This is a genomic window from Streptomyces sp. ActVer (assembly GCF_027270795.1).
In the GTDB taxonomy this organism is placed as follows: domain Bacteria; phylum Actinomycetota; class Actinomycetes; order Streptomycetales; family Streptomycetaceae; genus Streptomyces; species Streptomyces umbrinus_A.
In genome coordinates this window covers 1-17,592 of the sequence record NZ_JAPWHT010000201.1, presented here as the reverse complement: position 1 = coordinate 17,592, position 17,592 = coordinate 1, and the positions used below count along the sequence as shown (strand labels likewise).

The following is a 17,592-nucleotide window of genomic DNA, read 5'->3' as shown; positions in this document are numbered from 1 at the left end:
GACCGACGCACCTACAAAGCCACCCTCAGCATCAACATCTTGACGCCGACGATCAGCCCGTAACTTCACGGCCTTGCGCTTTAGGGCAAGGCCGTGAGGACAAAGCCGGGGCTGCGCCCCCGTCTTTCGTCCTTGGGGCTTTGGGGCGGTAGCCCCTGCCTTCAAGGGGCGCGGGGAACTGCGCGACCAGCCCCCACCGGGCCGCACATTCAGAACACCCGTTGAGCGGCACTCTCCACCGGTCTCGGCGGCACCCCCGGAGTGCCGCCCGGCGGCAGCCGAACCACCGCGTCAAGCCCGCCGGAGGCAGAAGCAGCCGCCCGCAGGAGGACATCCCCGCCACTCGCGTGCGCCAGGCGCTGGACAAGGGCCAGCCCCAGACCCGTACCGCCCTTGGGCGCGTCGGGGGCGCGCCAGAAGCGGTCGAAGGCGCGGCGGCGCTGCTCCTCGGTCATGCCGGGGCCCTCGTCGGTGACGTGGAGTTCGACGCGGGCCGGACCCGCCGGACGGTGACCGAAGCGGCGTTCGTGGGTCTCGGGCCTGCGCAGGTCGATGGACACCGTGGAGTAACGGGGCGACACCCGCAGGGAGTTGGACAGCAGGTTGTCCAGGATCTGCTCGACCGCGCCGGGCAGGGCGAGGACCGGCCCGCCGTAGTCGCCGAGCAGCACGAGCTGTACCCCGTGCTGCTCGAACATCGGCGCCCAGGCCCGGTGCCGCTCCGCGCAGACCCGGTCCAGGTCCACCTTTTCGCGCACCGCCGCGCTCTCGTCGAGCCGGGCCATCGCCAGCAGCCCCTCGACCATCCTGGCGAGCCGGTCGGTCTCGGTCATCGCGGCGGTCAGGTTGCCCCGGGCGTGCAGGGCGATGTCGGACTCCAGGTTCTCCAGGCGCAGCCGCAGCGCGGCGAGGGGCGTCTTGAGCTGGTGCGAGGCCTCGCCCGCGAAGGCGCGCTGGGAGGCGAGGAGGTGTTCGAGGCGGGCGGCCGTACGGTTGAAGGTCGCCGCGAGACTCCGTACCTCCGGCGGCCCCTTGGTGATCGCCACCGGTGTGGAGGGGCCGCCGTCGGCCAACTCGTGGGTGGCGAGCTCCAGTTCGCGGATGGGTCGGCCGGTCCAGCGGGCGATCGCGAAGCCGATGACCGCGACGGCGGTGAGGGCAGCGAGCCCGCCGAGGGCCAGCAGCAGCCAGACGTGGTGCACCCGCGCATGCACCATCTGCGTGGGCAGCGTGATCCACACAGCGCCCTGTTTGTACGAGCCGTGCGCGATCGGCGCCGCGACGGACAGGTACTGGACGCCGCCGATGGTGGAGGTGCGGACGTCCTGCGTCGCGGTTCCCCGCAGCGCCGCCGCGATCCCGGGACGGTCGGCGAGCCCCTGGGTCTCCGTCGCCGACAACGTGTGCGAGCTGGTGACCAGCGCGCCCGACCGGTCGACGATCACCACCTTCCCGCCGATGCGCTCGGCGCAGCGGCTCACCCTGCCGGGCAGGTCCTCCCCCGCGCGGCCGCCCATGGAAAAGGCCAGTGAGGCGTACGCGGAGACCGACTCCGCCTCGTCCTTCGCCATGTTGGTGACCCGCTCCCGCTCGCCCCTGGAGTAGACGAACCCCAGCGGGATCTCCAGGCAGAGCAGGAGCAGCACGGCGAGACTCAGATAGCTGAGCAGGAGGCGACGCGTCACCGGAAGGCCGCCGGCCGGGCTTCGTGGGATCCGCCGTCCGGCAGGTCGTCGTACGCGCCGCTCGACCCGAACGACTCGAACGATCCGTACGAGCCGGAGGCACTGTACGAGCCGGTCGAACCGGATGCGCCGTACGAGCCGGTCGGTCTGCCGGGCTGCTCCCCGTACGAGCCGCCCGTCGCCCCGCCCAGGGTGCCGCCCGGGGCCCCGCCCGCCGAGGGCGGCCGGTTCTGCACGGCCAGTCTGAAACCGACCCCGCGCAGGGTCTGGATCCAGGCCGGGTTCCCCAACTTCCTCCGCAGCGTGGCTACATGGACGTCCAGCGTCTTGGTCGGGCCCTGGTAGTGCGGGTCCCACACCCGGTCCAGGATCTGCTGCCGCGAGTAGACCGCTCCGGGGTCCTCGGTGAGCAGCGCGAGCAGTTCGAACTCCTTCGGCGTCAGCGAGACGGGCGAGTCCCCGACCCAGACCTGCCGGGTGCGGCGGTCGACGACGAGGGGGCCGGGGGCGGGCGGCGTCCCGGCGACCGGCTCCGACTCGGCATCGAGTGCTCCTTCGACGGGCCCCACCGACGCCGCCCGCCGAGGCCGCCCGGCCGGAATCGGCGGCGCGAACTCGAAGGCCGGCCCGGCCTCGAAGGAGCGCGACGACTGGTCGTAGGGATCGTGGGGGTCGTACGCGTCGGCGGACCGGGTGGCGCCGGACGACAGGTCGTACGGGTCCTGGGCACGGGTGTCTCCGGAGGAGCCGTACGAGGTCGATGCGCGGGTGCCGTCGGCCCGGTCGGCCCGGTCGTACGGGGACCGCGTGCCTGTGCCGTCGGACGGGTCGTACGAAGACCGCGTGCCTGTGCCGTCGGTCCGGTCGTACGAGGATCGGGCGCCCGATGCGGCATCCGCCCCCGCGGCAGCCGGTCCCGGTTCGCCCGAACCGGCCCTGCCTCGCCCGGTGTTGCCCGCCTCAGAGCCGCCACGCGCGGAGCCTCCCCACCCCGCGGTGTCCCGTCGCGCGCTGTCCCGCCCATGGGTGTCCCGCCCGGGCATGTCCGCCCCCGCAGAGAACGACTCACCCGCGAACGGTTCGCCGCCGAACGACTCGCCCCTGAACGGCTTCTCCTCCCGGGGCTCCGAGGCCCGGGTTTCCGCGGCCCGGGGTTCCGCAGCCCGGGGTTCGTCCAGCGGTTCCGCGTCCCGGGGCCAGGCGCCGGAGGTCCCGGTGCCCGGAGAGGAACCCGACTCGTACGCCCCCTCGGAGCGGGACCGCCAGTCGGACGAGCCGGCACCCGAGTACCCGGCATCCGGAGACCCGGCACCCGGAGACCCGGAACTCGGAGCCCCCGAACCGAGCGTCCCTCCGGCGGCGGGGGCCCCGTCGCCGAGCAGGCCGGTCACCCGCACGCCCGCCCCCAGGGTCCCCGACCCGAGCGGACCCGTACTGAGCTGGCTCGCGCCGAGCGGCCCCGCGCCGAACGGGCCCACCACAGGCGTCCCACCCGGCGGAGTCGCCATGAACTCACCCTCGGTCAGGCCCTGTTGGAGGCCGCGGCCCTGCTGGGTGCGTCGGGTGACCGCCCGTATCCGGGCCACCAGCTCGCGCAGGCTGAAAGGTTTCGCCAGATAGTCGTCCGCGCCGAGTTCAAGACCCAGAACGCGGTCGGCCTCCTCGCCGCGCGCGCTGAGGATGATGACGGGCACGTCGGAGTACTGCCGGATCCCCCGGCAGACGTCGATGCCGTCCATGTCGGGCAGCCCCAGGTCGAGCAGGACGACATCGCCGTACGGCCCTCTCAGACCGGCGGCCCCGGTCGAGACGTGGTCGACCGTCAGCCCGAAGTGGCCCAGACCCTCGGCGAGCGGCTCGGCGATCGTCTCGTCGTCCTCGATGAGCAGCACTCGTACGCCCATAGGTCCTGTTCTCCCCATGAATCCGGACAGCACGAATTCCGTGCCGTGGAGGAGACACGCTACAAGAGCCGTCATGGGCACGTCGCCTATACCGGAGGTAATGTGACCGGCTGCTCAAAAACCTTCCGTGGATGGCTCGTTGACGATGATTCAGCCCGGCCGGGACGAAATATGGGCCATTCCTGGTCGCGCTCTAGTGTTCCCTTAACCTTCGCCTGGCAGTCGCCCCTCTACGGTGAGAGCACGACGGGAAAGCCCTGGTCGAACCCCCTGCCGGGAGGAACCGTGAAGGCACTGCTGGACCGCGCCCGCTCGTTCAAGAGGCGCGTCGATTTCGAGAGCGGCGAATACCGGAAGCTGGCCGAAGGCCAATATCCGGAGGCATTGTTCATTACCTGCTCGGACTCGCGGGTCATACCCGCCCTGATCACGGGCGCACGGCCCGGAGAGATATTCGAGCTGCGGAACGCAGGCAATATCGTGCCACCGCACGGACGGCAGGGCGCGTCCGGCGAGGCCGCCACCATCGAGTACGCACTGGAGGTGCTCGGCGTTCAGGACATCGTCGTGTGTGGCCACTCCCACTGCGGCGCGATGGGCGCCCTGAAGTCCGGCGACGACCTGTCCTCGCTGCCCGGGGTGGACGCCTGGCTCGACCTGGCCCGCCCGGAGCTCGCGCCGTTGCTCGACGGGGCCTTCGAGGACCCGTCGATGCCGGCCGTGGCCCAGCTCAACGTCGTCAACCAGCTTGCGGCACTGCGGAGTTACCCGGTGGCCAAGCCACGGCTCGACTCGGGCCGGCTGCGGCTGCACGGCTGGTACTACGAGGTCGACACCGGCCAGGTCCACGAGCTGGACGAGGACGGCAGCTTCCGGGTGCACGCCGCATGAGCGGGATGCACGCACGCGGACGCGTACCGGCGCACGCCAGGATCCCGGACGCCCCGCCCGTCCCGGACTTCCCCGCCCCGAACGCCCCCGCCCACGCCCCCACGTACGCCCCGGACATCACGCCGACGGCCGCCTCCCCGACGAGCAGGACGGCCAAGACGCCCAAGACGGACAGGGCCGCCAGGTCGGCCGGGTCGGACAAGAACGGCAAGGGGCCGAAGGTCGACCTCGCCACCGAGATCACCGCCTCGCTCGTCGTCTTCCTCGTCGCGCTGCCCCTGTGCATCGGCGTGGCCGTCGCCTCCGGGGTCCCCGCCGAGCTGGGCATCATCTCCGGTGTCATCGGCGGCCTGGTGGTCGGCGCGGCGCGCGGCAGCACGCTCCAAGTCAGCGGCCCGGCGGCCGGGTTGGCGGCCCTGGTTGCGGAGACGGTCCTCGAGTACGGCGTCGCCATGCTCGGTGTGATCGTCCTCGGCTCGGGCATCCTGCAGATCGTCCTGGGCCTGGTCCGACTCGGCAGGATCTTCCAGGCGATCTCCCTGGCCGTCGTCCAGGGCATGCTCGCGGGCATCGGACTCCCGCTGATGTTCAGCCAGTTGTACCCGATGTCCGACTCCAAGGCCCCGGGCACCCCGATCGAGAACATGGCCGGCCTCCCCGGTCTGATCGCCGACACCTTCGCCGACCCCCAGGCGCTGATCGCCGCGGGACTCGGCGTCGTCACCATCGTGCTCAGCTTCCTGTGGAAGAAGATGCCGGGCCCGGTCAAGAAGATCCCGGCCGCGCTCGTGGCCGTCGGGATCGGTATCGGGGTCGCCTCCCTGCCGGGCGTGGACGTGAAGACGCTCCAGGTGGGCAACCTGCTCGCGTCCGTGAACGTCCCCGGTCCGGCCGAGTTCGCGGGCCTGGCCGACGTCGGGATCATCACCGCGATCCTCACCTTCACGGTGATCGCCTCGGCGGAGAGCCTCTTCACGGCCGCCGCGGTGGACCGTATGCACAGCGGCCCGCGCACCCGCTACAACCCCGAACTCATCGCCCAGGGCGCCGGAAACACCGTGGCGGGCCTCCTCGGCGCGCTCCCCATCACGGCGGTCGTGGCGCGCAGCTCCGCGAACGTCCAGGCGGGCGCCAAGACGCGGCTGTCCCGCACCCTGCACGGCCTGTGGCTGCTGGCCTTCGCGCTGCTCCTGCCCCAGGTCCTCGCCCTGATCCCGATCGCCGTCCTCGCGGGCGTCCTCGTGCACAGCGGGTGGAAGCTCTTCGCCCCCGAGGAGTTCCCGAAGATGTGGCGCCAGGACCGGGGCGAGTTCGCGGTCATGACCCTCACCACGCTGGTCATCGTGGCGACCGCGCTCCTCGAAGGCGTCCTCTTCGGCCTCGCCGCCGGGATCGTGCTGGCCGCGCTGCGCATGTCGCAGACCGTCATCAAGCAGCACCTTGAGGAGGACACCGCCAAGGTCGTCATGGCGGGCAACGCCACGTTCCTGCGGCTGCCGCAGCTGATCGAGGCGCTGGAGGCCGCCGCGGAGGCGGGCAAGCCGCGCATTCGGCTCGACCTGACAGGTGTGACCCACCTGGATCATGCGTGCCGCAACCAGGTCGAGGATTTCGTCGCCCAGCAGCGGGGGTTCGGGCTGCGGGTGGAGCTGCTGATGCCGGGGCCGGCCAAGCCGGTCGGCACGCCTGCGCCTGTGGCGGACCCGGCTGTCGGTGAGCAGGCCCACGCGACCGGGGCCACGCTGCCCAGGCGGCCGTACGCGTCCACGGGTGCGGGGCCGACGCAGGGGCCCGGGCCCACGGCCGAGTGGTTCTACCTCGACACGCGGCCCATGCCTGAGGAGTACGCCTCTCGTTGAGCTCCGCGGGTTGTTCGTACGTGCGGGTTCGTTGTGGCTGGTCGCGCAGTTCCCCGCACCCCTGGAGGGGCGCTGTCCCTCGGGCGTGCTTACGCTGTGAAGCCACTCTTACGCGGAGGGAGCCAAGGCCATGAGCGGCTGGAACGCGCACGACATTCCCGACCAGAGCGACCGTACCGTCGTCGTCACCGGGGCGAACAGTGGGATCGGGTATGTCACCGCCCGTGAACTGGCCCGGCGGGGCGCCCGGGTCGTCCTCGCGTGCCGCAGCGAGAGCCGCGGCACCGAGCCCGCCGACCGACTGGCCATCGAAGTGCCGGACGCGGACGCGGAGTTCGCGCGTCTCGACCTCGGGGACCTGGACTCCGTACGGGAGTTCGCGGCGGCGTACGGGCGGAGGTACGACCGTCTGGACCTGCTCGTCAACAACGCGGGCTTGATGGCGTTGCCGCAGGGGCACACGGCGGACGGGTTCGAGACGCAGTTCGGGGTCAACCACCTCGGGCACTTCGCGCTCACCGGGCTGTTGCTGCCGCCGCTGCTCGCCACGCCCGGCGCCCGCGTGGTGAGCGTGTCCAGCTTCGTGCACGCGCTGGCCAACATCGACATCAACGACCTCAACAGCGAGCGGAAGTACGGGCGTTGGACCGCATACGGGCGTTCCAAGACGGCCAACCTGCTGTTCGTGCACGAGCTGGCGCGCCGGCTCGCCGCCACCGGCTCCGACGTCGTGGCGGCGGCCGCGCACCCCGGGTACGCCGCCACCAACCTCATGACCGTGGCCCCGAGGATGCAGGGCCGCAGGACCTCCGAACGGTTCATGGAGATCGGCAGCCGCTTCGTCGCCCAGTCCGCGGAGGCGGGTGCCCTCCCCACGCTGTACGCGGCGACGGCACCCGGCGTACGCCCGGACTCCTTCACCGGCCCCTCGATCCTCGGCCTCCGCGGCTCCCCCGCGAAGTCGCGGCGCGCCAAGTGGACCCTCAACGACCGGGCGGGCCAACGGCTTTGGGAGGAGTCGGAGCGGCTGACGGGTGTCACGTACGACGCGCTGAAGGTGTGACGCGGGGATACGTGCGGCCCACGGATGGCATGACGCACAGGTATACGGGGCACACCAGACGGTGACGCGTACACGTCACCGCCTGGCCATGGCGCGTCCACCCCGCACTCCTAGGCTCCGGCGGTGCGCGACCCCGTCCCCCGACCGGCGGACGGGGCGGTCACAGCACCCCCTTGGAGCGACAGTGGAACGTCGTACCCTCCTGCGCGCGGCCGTCCTCGGCGGTTCGTCCGCCGTCTTCGGCGGAACCCTGTGGCGCGGCGCCGCGTACGCCGCACCCGCCCAGCCCGGCACCGGCCCGTACGGGGCACTCGGCGCGGCGGACGCGAACGGCGTCAGGCTGCCGAGCGGCTTCACCGGCCGGGTGATAGCCAGGTCCGGCCAGACGGTCACCGGCACGTCCTACACCTGGCACAACGCCCCTGACGGCGGGGCCTGTTACGCCGATGGCACCGGCTGGATCTACGTCTCCAACTCGGAGATCAACCCCTCCGGCGGCGCGAGCGCGGTGAAGTTCTCGTCGGCGGGCGCGGTCACGGGCGCGTACCGCGTGCTGTCCGGCACCAGGCAGAACTGCGCGGGCGGCAAAACCCCGTGGAACACCTGGCTCTCCTGCGAAGAGGTGTCCCTCGGCTACGTGTACGAGACGGACCCGTGGGGCGTGAACGCGGCCGTGCGCCGGGACGCGATGGGCCGCTTCAAGCACGAGGCGGCGGCGGCCGACCCGGTGCGCAGGGTCGTCTACCTGACGGAGGACGAGACGAACGGCTGCCTCTACCGCTTCGTCCCCACCACCTGGGGCAACCTGTCCGCCGGCACCCTCCAGGTCATGGTCGCCGGGACCGCCACCTCCGGCTCCTTCACCTGGGCGAACGTGCCCGACCCGGACGGCTCCCCCACCACGACCCGTACGCAGGTCTCCGGCTCGAAGAAGTTCAACGGCGGCGAGGGCTGCCACTACGCCGACGACACGGTCTGGTTCACCACCAAGGGCGACAACCGCGTCTGGCAGCTCAACCTGGCCTCCAACACATACGAGTTGGCGTACGACGACTCGCTCGTGACCTCCGGCACGGCCCCGCTGACCGGCGTCGACAACATCACCGGCAGCGCCTCGGGCGACCTGTTCGTCGCGGAGGACGGCGGCAACATGGAGATCTGCGTCATCACACCGAACGACGTGATCGCCCCGTTCCTGCGCATCGACGGCCAGTCCGGCTCGGAGATCACCGGACCCGCCTTCTCCCCCGACGGAACCCGCCTCTACTTCTCCAGCCAGCGCGGCACCAGCGGAAGTTCGTCGGGCGGCATCACGTACGAGGTGAGGGGTCCGTTCCGCTCGTAACCGCCACTCCGCGACACCGGCAAGCACGCGGACCGGGTTCGTACACCCACGCGGGCGCGCACGCGGGCCGGGTTTACAGATGACGGACCCATGAGCGGAGAGCTACCGTCCGGTCACGTCACGTTCGCATCACGGGTCCGTCATTCCGCCACCGCACCACCAGCCCCCTAATACTTTCGTCACCTCAAATCCGACTGATCGTCCTCCGTGATCATGCGTACGGATAACGACCCAAATCTGAGGTGCTCTCGTGAAGTTGCTCCGCAAGCCCGCCGCCGTTGCCGTCGCCGCGCTGGCGCTCACCGCCCTGTCGGCCACCACCGCCCAGGCCCACGACGGCAACCACCCGTTCAAGAACTGCACCGAGGCGTACGAGAACGGGTTCTCCGACATCCCCAGGAGCGACACGCAGCACTACGCCAACGACCTGGACCGCGACCAGGACGGCATCGGCTGCGACCAGCCACCCTCGGACTTCGTCCCCGCGGAGGACCAGGGCAAGGACGACAACGGCACCGAGGACACCGCCTCCGACACCGGCGAGAAGAACACCGACCTGGCGGAGACCGGCGGCAGCGGCGCCACGGCGTACATCGCGGGCGGCGGCGCGGCGGTCCTGCTCGCGGGCGGCGGCGTGCTGTTCACGGTGCGCAGGCGCGCCAACTCCCGCTGACTTCAGACGGGAAGACGCCCCGCCACAGGACCGCCCCCGTCACGGAAGCACCACGAAGGGGCGGCGCCTCCGCACAGGTGCCGCCCCTTCGTCTTTCGTGCGCCGGGGCCGTAATCCGTCGGTGAGGGTGGGATGGCGGACTACGACCCCGGGGTCATTCAGGCCCCCTACCGGTGGTCGCTCCCCTGCGAGGAAGACGCCGCCCGCCCCGCCTCCAGCCTCGCCACCGGAATCCGGAACGGGGAGCAGGAGACGTAGTCGAGGCCCACCTCGTGGAAGAAGTGGACGGACTCCGGGTCGCCGCCGTGTTCGCCGCAGACGCCGAGTTTGAGGTCGGGGCGGGTCTCGCGGCCGGCCTTCACCGCGGACTTGACCAGGGAGCCCACGCCGTCCCGGTCGATCGTCTCGAAGGGGCTGACGCCGAAGATGCCCTTCTCCAGGTAGGCGGTGAAGAACGAGGCCTCGACGTCGTCCCGGCTGAAGCCCCACACCGTCTGGGTCAGGTCGTTCGTGCCGAAGGAGAAGAACTCCGCCGCCTCCGCGATCTGACCGGCGGTCAGTGCGGCTCGCGGCAGCTCGATCATCGTGCCGATGGACAGCTTCAGGTCCGTACCGGTCGCGGCCTGGACCTCCGCGATGACCTGGTCGGCCTCCTCGCGCACGATCTCCAGCTCCTGGACCGTACCCACCAGCGGGATCATGATCTCCGCGCGCGGGTCGCACTTGGCGGCCTTCCGCTCGGCGACGGCCTCGGCGATCGCCCGTACCTGCATGGTGAAGAGACCGGGGATCACCAGACCCAGGCGCACACCGCGCAGGCCCAGCATCGGGTTCTGCTCGTGCAGGCGGTGCACCGCTTGGAGGAGCCGCAGGTCGTTCTCGTTGGAGTCCTTGCGGGACTCGGCGAGCGCGACGCGGACCGACAGCTCCGTGATGTCCGGCAGGAACTCGTGCAGCGGCGGGTCCAGGAGACGGACGGTGACCGGGAGGCCGTCCATCGCCGAGAACAGCTCCACGAAGTCCTGCTTCTGGAGCGGCAGGAGCGCCTTCAGCGACTCCTCGCGCTCGGCCTCCGTGTCCGCGAGGATCAGGCGCTCGACCAGCTCACGACGGTCGCCGAGGAACATGTGCTCCGTACGGCACAGACCGATGCCCTGGGCGCCGAAGCGGCGGGCGCGCAGCGCGTCCTCGGCGTTGTCCGCGTTGGCGCGCACCCGCAGGCGGCGCTTGCGGTCGGCGAACGCCATGATCCGGTGCACGGCCTCGACCAGTTCGTCGGCGTCGTTGGCGCCCGCGTGCATCCGGCCCTCGAAGTACTCCACGACGGGGGACGGGACGACCGGGACCTCGCCCAGGTACACCTTGCCGCTCGAACCGTCGATCGAGATCACGTCGCCCTCTTCGACGACGTGCCCGCCCGGCACCGTCATCCGGCGCCGCTTGGTGTCGACCTCCAGCTCCTCCGCGCCGCACACACAGGTCTTGCCCATGCCGCGCGCGACCACGGCCGCGTGGGAGGTCTTGCCGCCGCGGGAGGTGAGGATGCCCTCGGCCGCGATCATGCCGTCCAGGTCGTCGGGGTTGGTCTCCCGGCGGACCAGGATGACCTTCTCGCCGGAACGCGACCACTTCACGGCCGTGTACGAGTCGAAGACCGCCTTGCCGACCGCCGCGCCCGGCGAGGCGGCGATGCCCCGGCCGACCTGCGACACCTTCGCCTCGTCGTCGAAGCGCGGGAACATCAGCTGGGCCAGCTGGGCGCCGTTGACGCGCTGGAGCGCCTCGGCCTCGTCGATGAGCCCCTGGTCCACGAGCTGTGTGGCGATACGGAAGGCCGCGCCCGCCGTCCTCTTGCCCACCCGCGTCTGGAGCATCCACAACTGCCCGCGCTCGATGGTGAACTCGATGTCGCAGAGGTCCTTGTAGTGGTTCTCCAGCGTCGCCATGATCTGCATGAGCTGGTCGTACGACTTCTTGTCGATCTGCTCCAGCTCGGCGAGCGGGACCGTGTTGCGGATGCCCGCGACCACGTCCTCGCCCTGCGCGTTCTGCAGGTAGTCGCCGTACACGCCCTGGTGGCCACTGGCCGGGTCGCGGGTGAAGGCGACGCCCGTGCCGGAGTCCGGGCCGAGGTTGCCGAAGACCATGGAACAGACGTTGACGGCCGTGCCGAGATCGCCCGGGATGCGCTCCTGGCGGCGGTAGAGCTTGGCCCGGTCGGTGTTCCAGGAGTCGAAGACCGCGTGGATGGCGAGGTCCATCTGCTCGCGCGGGTCCTGCGGGAAGTCGCGCCCGGCCTCGGTCTTGACGATCTTCTTGAACTTGGTGACGAGCTTCTTGAGGTCGGCCGCTTCGAGGTCCGTGTCGACGGTGACCTTCTTGGCGTCCTTGGCCGCCTCCAGCGCGTCCTCGAAGAGCTCTCCCTCGACGCCGAGGACCGTCTTGCCGAACATCTGGATCAGCCGGCGGTACGAGTCCCACGCGAAGCGGTCGTCACCGGCCTGCTTGGCGAGGCCCTGTACGGACTTGTCGGAGAGGCCGATGTTCAGGACGGTGTCCATCATGCCCGGCATCGAGAACTTCGCCCCGGAACGGACCGAGACGAGGAGCGGGTCGTCGGCCTGGCCGAGCTTCTTGCCCATCTTCGCTTCGAGGGCGTCGAGGTGTGCACTCACCTCGTCACGCAGTGCCGCCGGCTCGTCGCCACTGTCGAGGTAGGTCTTGCAGGCCTCGGTGGTGATGGTGAAGCCGGGAGGCACGGGAAGGCCGAGGTTGGTCATCTCGGCGAGGTTGGCACCCTTGCCACCAAGGAGATCCTTGAGGTCCTTGTTGCCCTCGGTGAAGTCGTAAACGAACTTCACGTCCGCGATGCCGCTGTCGCCGCTCTCAGCTACGTGGGGATCTTTGTTTTCCGACACGGGTCTCGACTCCTCGAGGACGCGGTGGCTGCCCTGACGACGGGGAACATACCCAGATCGAAGGCGCCTGGGTACGTCCACTTGCGCGTCATACGACCGTAACCACCCGTCCGCCAGCAGATCGAAAGTCAAGGAGAGGTAAGCCGGGCCACCCGACAGCGTTCACTTCTTGAACGAGTCCACACCCACACACCTGGAATATCGCTCACATGAGCGGAACTCGACACGCCTGAGTTCACGTCGTAAATGATCAAAGGGTGGCACTGAGTGCCACCCTTTGAGAAGTGCACCCGCTCAAGATCCGCTCATCTGAGCGAAACCCCGATCAGGCGTGGCGAGAATCACGCAGTTTTCGGCGCCCGGATTTCACCATGCGGACCGGTACGGAGACGGAAACGTGACCGTCACACGCCCATGGCGAGCAGCCGCTCCTCGACCCGCTCGGGCGCGTACAGATGCTCCACGACCATCGCACCGGCCCCGACCAGGCCCGCCCGCTCACCGAGCCGTGAGGTGACGACGTCCAGGTGGGCGGTGGAGCGGGGCAGGGCCCGCTGGTACAGGAGCTCGCGGACGCCGGTCAGGAACGCCGTCCCGGCCAGATCCCCGGCGATCATCAGGACGCCTGGGTTGAGCAGCGTCACCACGGTCGCCAGTACGTCACCGACGTGCCGCCCGGCCTCCCTCGCGAGCGCGGCCGCGCCGGGATGCCCGGAGGCCAGCAGATCGCGCACATCTGAGCCGGACGCGGCCGGAACGCCCGTCTCCGCCAGCCTGCGCGCGACCGCGCCACCGCTCGCGACGGCCGCGAGGCACCCGAACGACCCGCACCTGCACAGCGCGTCGGCGCCCTCCGGGACCCGGATGTGCCCGATGTCCCCGGCGCCGCCGTCGATGCCCCGGTAGATCGCACCGCCGACGACCACACCGGCTCCGATACCGGTGGAGACCTTCACGAGCACGAACGCCGAGCAGTCGGGGTGGCCGGTGCGCTGTTCCCCGTACGCCATGAGGTTGGCGTCGTTGTCGACGAGGACCGGGACGGCGCCGGCGCCCGTGTGCTCGGTGAAGGCGCGGGTGAGGCGGCCTCTTATGTCGTAGCCGTCCCAGCCGGGCATGATCGGCGGCTGGACGACCCGGCCGGTCTCGCTGTCCACGGGCCCCGGCACGGCGAGCCCGATGCCGCACACCTCGTGCGCCCGGTGCCCGGCCTTCTCCAGGAGCTCCGCGAACCAGCGGCCCAGCTCGGCGAGGACCGCGTCCGGGCCCTCCTCGATCAGCAGCGACCCCGTGTGCTCGGCCAGCAGCTCACCGGTCAGGGACAGTACGGCGGCGCGGGCGTGCCGGGTGTCGAGGTCGGCGGTGAGGACGACGGCGTGTGAGTCGTCGAACTCCAGGCTGACCGAGGGACGGCCGCCGAGCGGCGAGTCCACCGGGCCCGCGGCGCCCTCACGGAGCCACCCGGCCCGGAACAGCCGCTCCAGCCGCTGTCCGACCGTGGCCCGCGACAGCCCGGTGACCTGCTGCAAGGCCCCGCGCGTGGTCGCGCGCCCGCTGCGCACCAACTCCAGCAGGTCGCCGGAGCTCGCCTGGCTCCCGGTCTTCCCGGCGCGTGTGGCCATTCCGCTACTCCCTGTGGTTCCGGTCATACGGACCCCTTGCGCTCACCAACTCTGCATTACATATTGAGTTTTGCGTGTTAAATAGACGTAACCCTACGGTAGCTACTGCCGAACTGGTCGGCCGCATGTCTTCGGGGAGACCTGAGTGGACCGCACAACCCAGCTCACCGCCCGTCGCACCGGGATCGTGGATCCCGTACGCACCGCGACCTCACCGCCGTTCTCCGGCCATGGTGAGATCGCCCCTTCCAGGGTGGCCGTATACGATCCGGTCCGCCCGGCGGGATCGCTGCACCTCAGGGCGGCCGAGGTACTGCACGGCAACTGGACCGGCACGTCCACGGTCCCCTCGCGCGGTCTGTACCCCCACCAGTGGTCCTGGGACTCCGCGTTCATCGCGATCGGCCTGCGCCATCTGTCGCCGCTGCGGGCGCAGGTCGAGCTGGAGACACTGCTCGACGCGCAGTGGGACGACGGCCGGATTCCGCACATCGTGTTCAACCCCTCCGTCCCCCTCGACGCGTACTTCCCGAGCCCCGACTTCTGGCGCTCCTCGACCGCGGGGCGCGCTGCGGGCGCCCCGCGCACCGTACAGACGTCGGGCATCGTGCAGCCACCGGTGCACGCGCTGGCGGCCTGGCTGGTGCACGTCTCCGACCCGGGTCTGTCCCGGGCGCGGTCCTTCCTGTCCCGGATCTACCCGCGACTGGCGGCCTGGCACCGCTATCTGCTGCACCGCCGGGACCTGGGCGGCGGGGGCCTCGCCTCGGTGGTCCACCCCTGGGAGCAGGGCATGGACAACGCGCCGAGCTGGGACGCCCCGCTCTCCCGCGTGACGCCCGCCCCGGCCAGCTCCTTCCGCCGCGCGGACCTCGACCACGGCGCCGCGGAGGACCGGCCGACGGACCTGGACTACGGACGGTACGTACGGCTGGCGACGGACTACCGGGACGGGGAGTACGCGGACGGCACCGCCGGCACCGACGGCTTCGCGGTGGAGGACCCGGCCTTCAACGCGCTCCTGATCGCCTCCGAGCACGCGCTGGCGCGGATCGCGCGGGAGCTGGGCGCGACGGGCACGGCCCGGCACGCGCGCGCGGAGCGGCTGACCGCGGCGCTCGTCGACCGGCTGTGGGACCCGGCCGAGGGCATGTTCTTCTGCCGGGACGTGCGCACGGACGAGCTGATCCCCGAGCGCGGCGTCTCCGGCCTCGTCCCGCTGCTGCTCCCGACGCTCCCCCGCGACACGGCCGCCACGCTCGTACGGACGCTGCAGGGGCCGCACTTCGGGCTCGGCGACTCGACCCGGCTCGTCCCGAGCTACGACCTGACCGGGCACGCCTTCGACCCGCACCGGTACTGGCGCGGTCCGGCCTGGTTCAACACCAACTGGCTGGTGGAGCGCGGACTCAGGCTGCACGGGGAGCACGCGCGCGCTCAGAAGCTGCGGGGCGCACTGCTGGAGACGGCGGACACCTCCGGGTTCGCGGAGTACGTGGATCCGTACACCGGCGAGGCCTGCGGAGCACTCGGTTTCAGCTGGACCGCGGCGCTGACGCTGGACCTGCTGCACGAGGCACCCGAAGCGGTGCACAGCACGACGGAAGAGTTCGGCAAGGGCGCCAAGGGAGGGGACCGGCGATGACGGACCGGCATCATCTGCTCGTGCACGGTGGGACGTTCGCGGCCGTGGGCGACGGCGGGGACATCAACGGAGTGCGCGGCGCCAGTTCGCCCCACGGGCTGTTCGTGCGCGACGCCCGGCACCTGAGCCGCTGGCAGCTGACCGTCGACGGGGCGGTGCCCGAGGCGCTGACGCCGGTCGCGGACGGCGACACGGCCCGCTGTGTGCTCGTACCGCGCGGCGGCCGGCAGGAGCCGCCCGCGTACACGATCTTCCGTGAACAGGCCGTGGCGGACGGCGCGTTCGTCGAGTCCCTGCGCGTCACCAGCAACCGTCCGGCGCCGACGACGGTCCGGATCGCGGTCACCGCGGACGCCGACTTCACGGACCAGTTCGAGCTGCGCTCCGACCACCGGACGTACACGAAGATCGGCGTGGTCCGCTCCCGCCAAGTCCTCGACGACGGCGTGGAGTTCACCTATCAGCGCGGGGAGTGGCGGTCCTGTACGACCGTGACGTCCGAGCCCGCGCCGGACGGCGTGGAGGAGACCGGCACGGGCGCACGCCGCCTCGTGTGGACCCTCGAACTCCAGCCGCACGAATCGGCCGAGCTGGCCCTCCGGGTGGCGGCGCGCCCGCACGGTATGCCGCACCCGGAGGTGCCCCCCTCCCCGGCCGCCGCCAACGCCCGACTCCTCGCGCTGGAAGGGGAGTTCGCGGAGGGCGTGCCCTTCCCGACGGGCTGGCCCGAGCTCGCCGCGGCCTGCGCGCGGGGCCTGTCCGACCTGGCCGTGCTCCAGGTCCCCGCAACGGGCCCCGACGGAGAGGAACTTCGCGTCCCGGCGGCCGGAGTGCCGTGGTTCCTGACCCTGTTGGGCCGCGACGCCCTCCTCACCTCACTCTTCGCGCTCCCCTACCGCCCCCAACTGGCCGCCGCCACCCTGCCCGCGCTCGCCGCGGCCCAGGCGACCGAGGTCGGCGTGGGCACGGTGGCCCAGCCGGGCAAGATCGTGCACGAGATGCGGCACGGCGAGCTGGCCCACTTCGGGCAGGTTCCGTACGGGCGTTACTACGGCTCGGTCGACGCGACCCCGCTCTTCCTCGTCCTCCTCGGCGCGTACGTCGAGCAGACGGGTGACACGACACTCGCCCGCCGCCTGGAGCCCAACGCCCGGGCGGCGATCGGCTGGATGCTGGACCACGGCGGGCTGACCTCGCGCGGATATCTCGTCTACCGCGCGGACGAGGGCGGCCTCGCCAACCAGAACTGGAAGGACTCCCCCGGCGCCATCTGCTCCGGCGACGGCTCCCGGCCGACCGGTCCGGTGATGGCCGCGGGCGCGCAGGGCTACGCGTACGACGCGCTGCGCCGGACCGCCCACCTGGCCCGGACCGTGTGGGACGACGAGGTGTACGCGGCGCTCCTCGAACAGGCCGCGGCGGATCTCCGTGACCGGTTCCAGCGGGACTTCTGGATGCCGGACCACTCCTTCCCGGCGCTCGCCCTCGACGGCGACGGCAACCACGTCGACGCGCTCGCGTCCGACGCGGGGCATCTGCTCTGGTCCGGGCTGCTGGACAAGGAGTACGGGGAGCTGGTGGGGCGGCGGTTGCTGGAGCCGGACTTCTTCTCCGGGTGGGGTGTCCGCACGGTTGCCTCGGGCCAGCCCGCGTACCATCCGCTGTCCTACCACCGGGGTTCGGTGTGGCCCCACGACAACGCGCTGATCACGCTGGGGCTGGCGCGGTACGGGCTTCATGACGAGGCTCGTACGGTCGCCCATGCGCTGGTCGACGCGGCGACGGCGGCGGGGCACCGGCTGCCGGAGGTTCTCGCGGGGTACGGCCGCGATACGCATGCGGAGCCGGTGCCGTACCCGCACGCGTGCGTCCGCGAATCCCGTTCGGCTGCGGCGCCGTTGGCGTTGCTCACCGCCGTGGGGGGTACCTGAGGTCTGACACCGAGTGCGGGTCCTCTGTGGCTGGTCGCGCAGTTCCCCGCGCCCCT

General features: G+C 71.1%; 10 protein-coding genes and 2 pseudogenes. 7 read left to right on the top strand and 5 right to left on the bottom strand.

Features of this window, described 5'->3' with window-relative positions:
- Positions 1-209: 209 nt before the first annotated feature.
- The 3 genes and pseudogenes from O3Q52_RS28885 to O3Q52_RS28875 form a co-directional block, all read right to left on the bottom strand.
- The gene (locus tag O3Q52_RS28885; RefSeq protein WP_269651627.1) at positions 210-1,685 is read right to left on the bottom strand and encodes a HAMP domain-containing sensor histidine kinase; all 1,476 of its coding nucleotides are present in this window, start codon (positions 1,683-1,685) and stop codon (positions 210-212) included.
- Between the two features lie 233 nt (positions 1,686-1,918).
- Positions 1,919-2,191, bottom strand: a pseudogene (locus O3Q52_RS28880) (winged helix-turn-helix domain-containing protein); the annotation flags it as partial.
- Positions 2,192-3,232: 1,041 nt separating this feature from the next.
- Positions 3,233-3,589: pseudogene (locus O3Q52_RS28875) on the bottom strand (response regulator transcription factor); the annotation flags it as partial.
- A 285-nt stretch (positions 3,590-3,874) separates the two neighbouring features.
- Here O3Q52_RS28875 and O3Q52_RS28870 point away from each other — a divergent pair.
- The 5 genes from O3Q52_RS28870 to O3Q52_RS28850 all read left to right on the top strand — a co-directional run bounded on the left by O3Q52_RS28870 (position 3,875) and on the right by O3Q52_RS28850 (position 9,420).
- A complete protein-coding gene (locus O3Q52_RS28870) occupies positions 3,875-4,480 on the top strand; it encodes a carbonic anhydrase (RefSeq protein WP_269651626.1) in 606 nt (201 codons plus the stop codon).
- Positions 4,477-6,339 carry a SulP family inorganic anion transporter gene (locus O3Q52_RS28865; RefSeq protein WP_269651625.1) on the top strand — a complete coding sequence of 621 codons (1,863 nt, stop codon included), beginning with the start codon at positions 4,477-4,479 and terminating at the stop codon, positions 6,337-6,339. The genes O3Q52_RS28870 and O3Q52_RS28865 overlap by 4 nt, the downstream gene beginning before the upstream one ends.
- Positions 6,340-6,469: 130 nt before the next feature.
- Complete coding sequence (locus O3Q52_RS28860) at positions 6,470-7,402, top strand: oxidoreductase (RefSeq protein ID WP_269651624.1); 933 nt, start codon at positions 6,470-6,472, stop codon at positions 7,400-7,402.
- Positions 7,403-7,586: 184 nt separating this feature from the next.
- Complete coding sequence (locus O3Q52_RS28855; protein ID WP_269651623.1) at positions 7,587-8,747, top strand: alkaline phosphatase PhoX; 1,161 nt, start codon at positions 7,587-7,589, stop codon at positions 8,745-8,747.
- A 250-nt stretch (positions 8,748-8,997) separates the two neighbouring features.
- Positions 8,998-9,420: an LAETG motif-containing sortase-dependent surface protein gene (locus O3Q52_RS28850; protein WP_269651622.1), complete on the top strand. Its 423-nt coding sequence runs from the start codon at positions 8,998-9,000 to the stop codon at positions 9,418-9,420.
- Between the two features lie 167 nt (positions 9,421-9,587).
- On the opposite strand, the gene ppdK is transcribed toward O3Q52_RS28850, so the two are convergent.
- Positions 9,588-12,338, bottom strand: coding sequence for a pyruvate, phosphate dikinase (gene ppdK / locus O3Q52_RS28845; protein WP_269651621.1), 2,751 nt, complete (start codon positions 12,336-12,338; stop codon positions 9,588-9,590).
- Between the two features lie 404 nt (positions 12,339-12,742).
- On the bottom strand, positions 12,743-13,960 hold the full coding sequence (locus O3Q52_RS28840) for an ROK family protein (RefSeq protein WP_269651620.1): 1,218 nt from the start codon (positions 13,958-13,960) through the stop codon (positions 12,743-12,745).
- Positions 13,961-14,213: 253 nt separating this feature from the next.
- On the opposite strand from O3Q52_RS28840, the gene O3Q52_RS28835 reads away from it, so the two are divergent.
- Both O3Q52_RS28835 and O3Q52_RS28830 read left to right on the top strand, forming a co-directional pair.
- Positions 14,214-15,605, top strand: coding sequence for a trehalase family glycosidase (locus O3Q52_RS28835; protein ID WP_269651628.1), 1,392 nt, complete (start codon positions 14,214-14,216; stop codon positions 15,603-15,605).
- A complete protein-coding gene (locus O3Q52_RS28830; protein WP_269651619.1) occupies positions 15,602-17,536 on the top strand; it encodes a glycogen debranching N-terminal domain-containing protein in 1,935 nt (644 codons plus the stop codon). Before O3Q52_RS28835 ends, O3Q52_RS28830 begins: the two co-directional genes overlap by 4 nt.
- Positions 17,537-17,592: the final 56 nt, after the last annotated feature.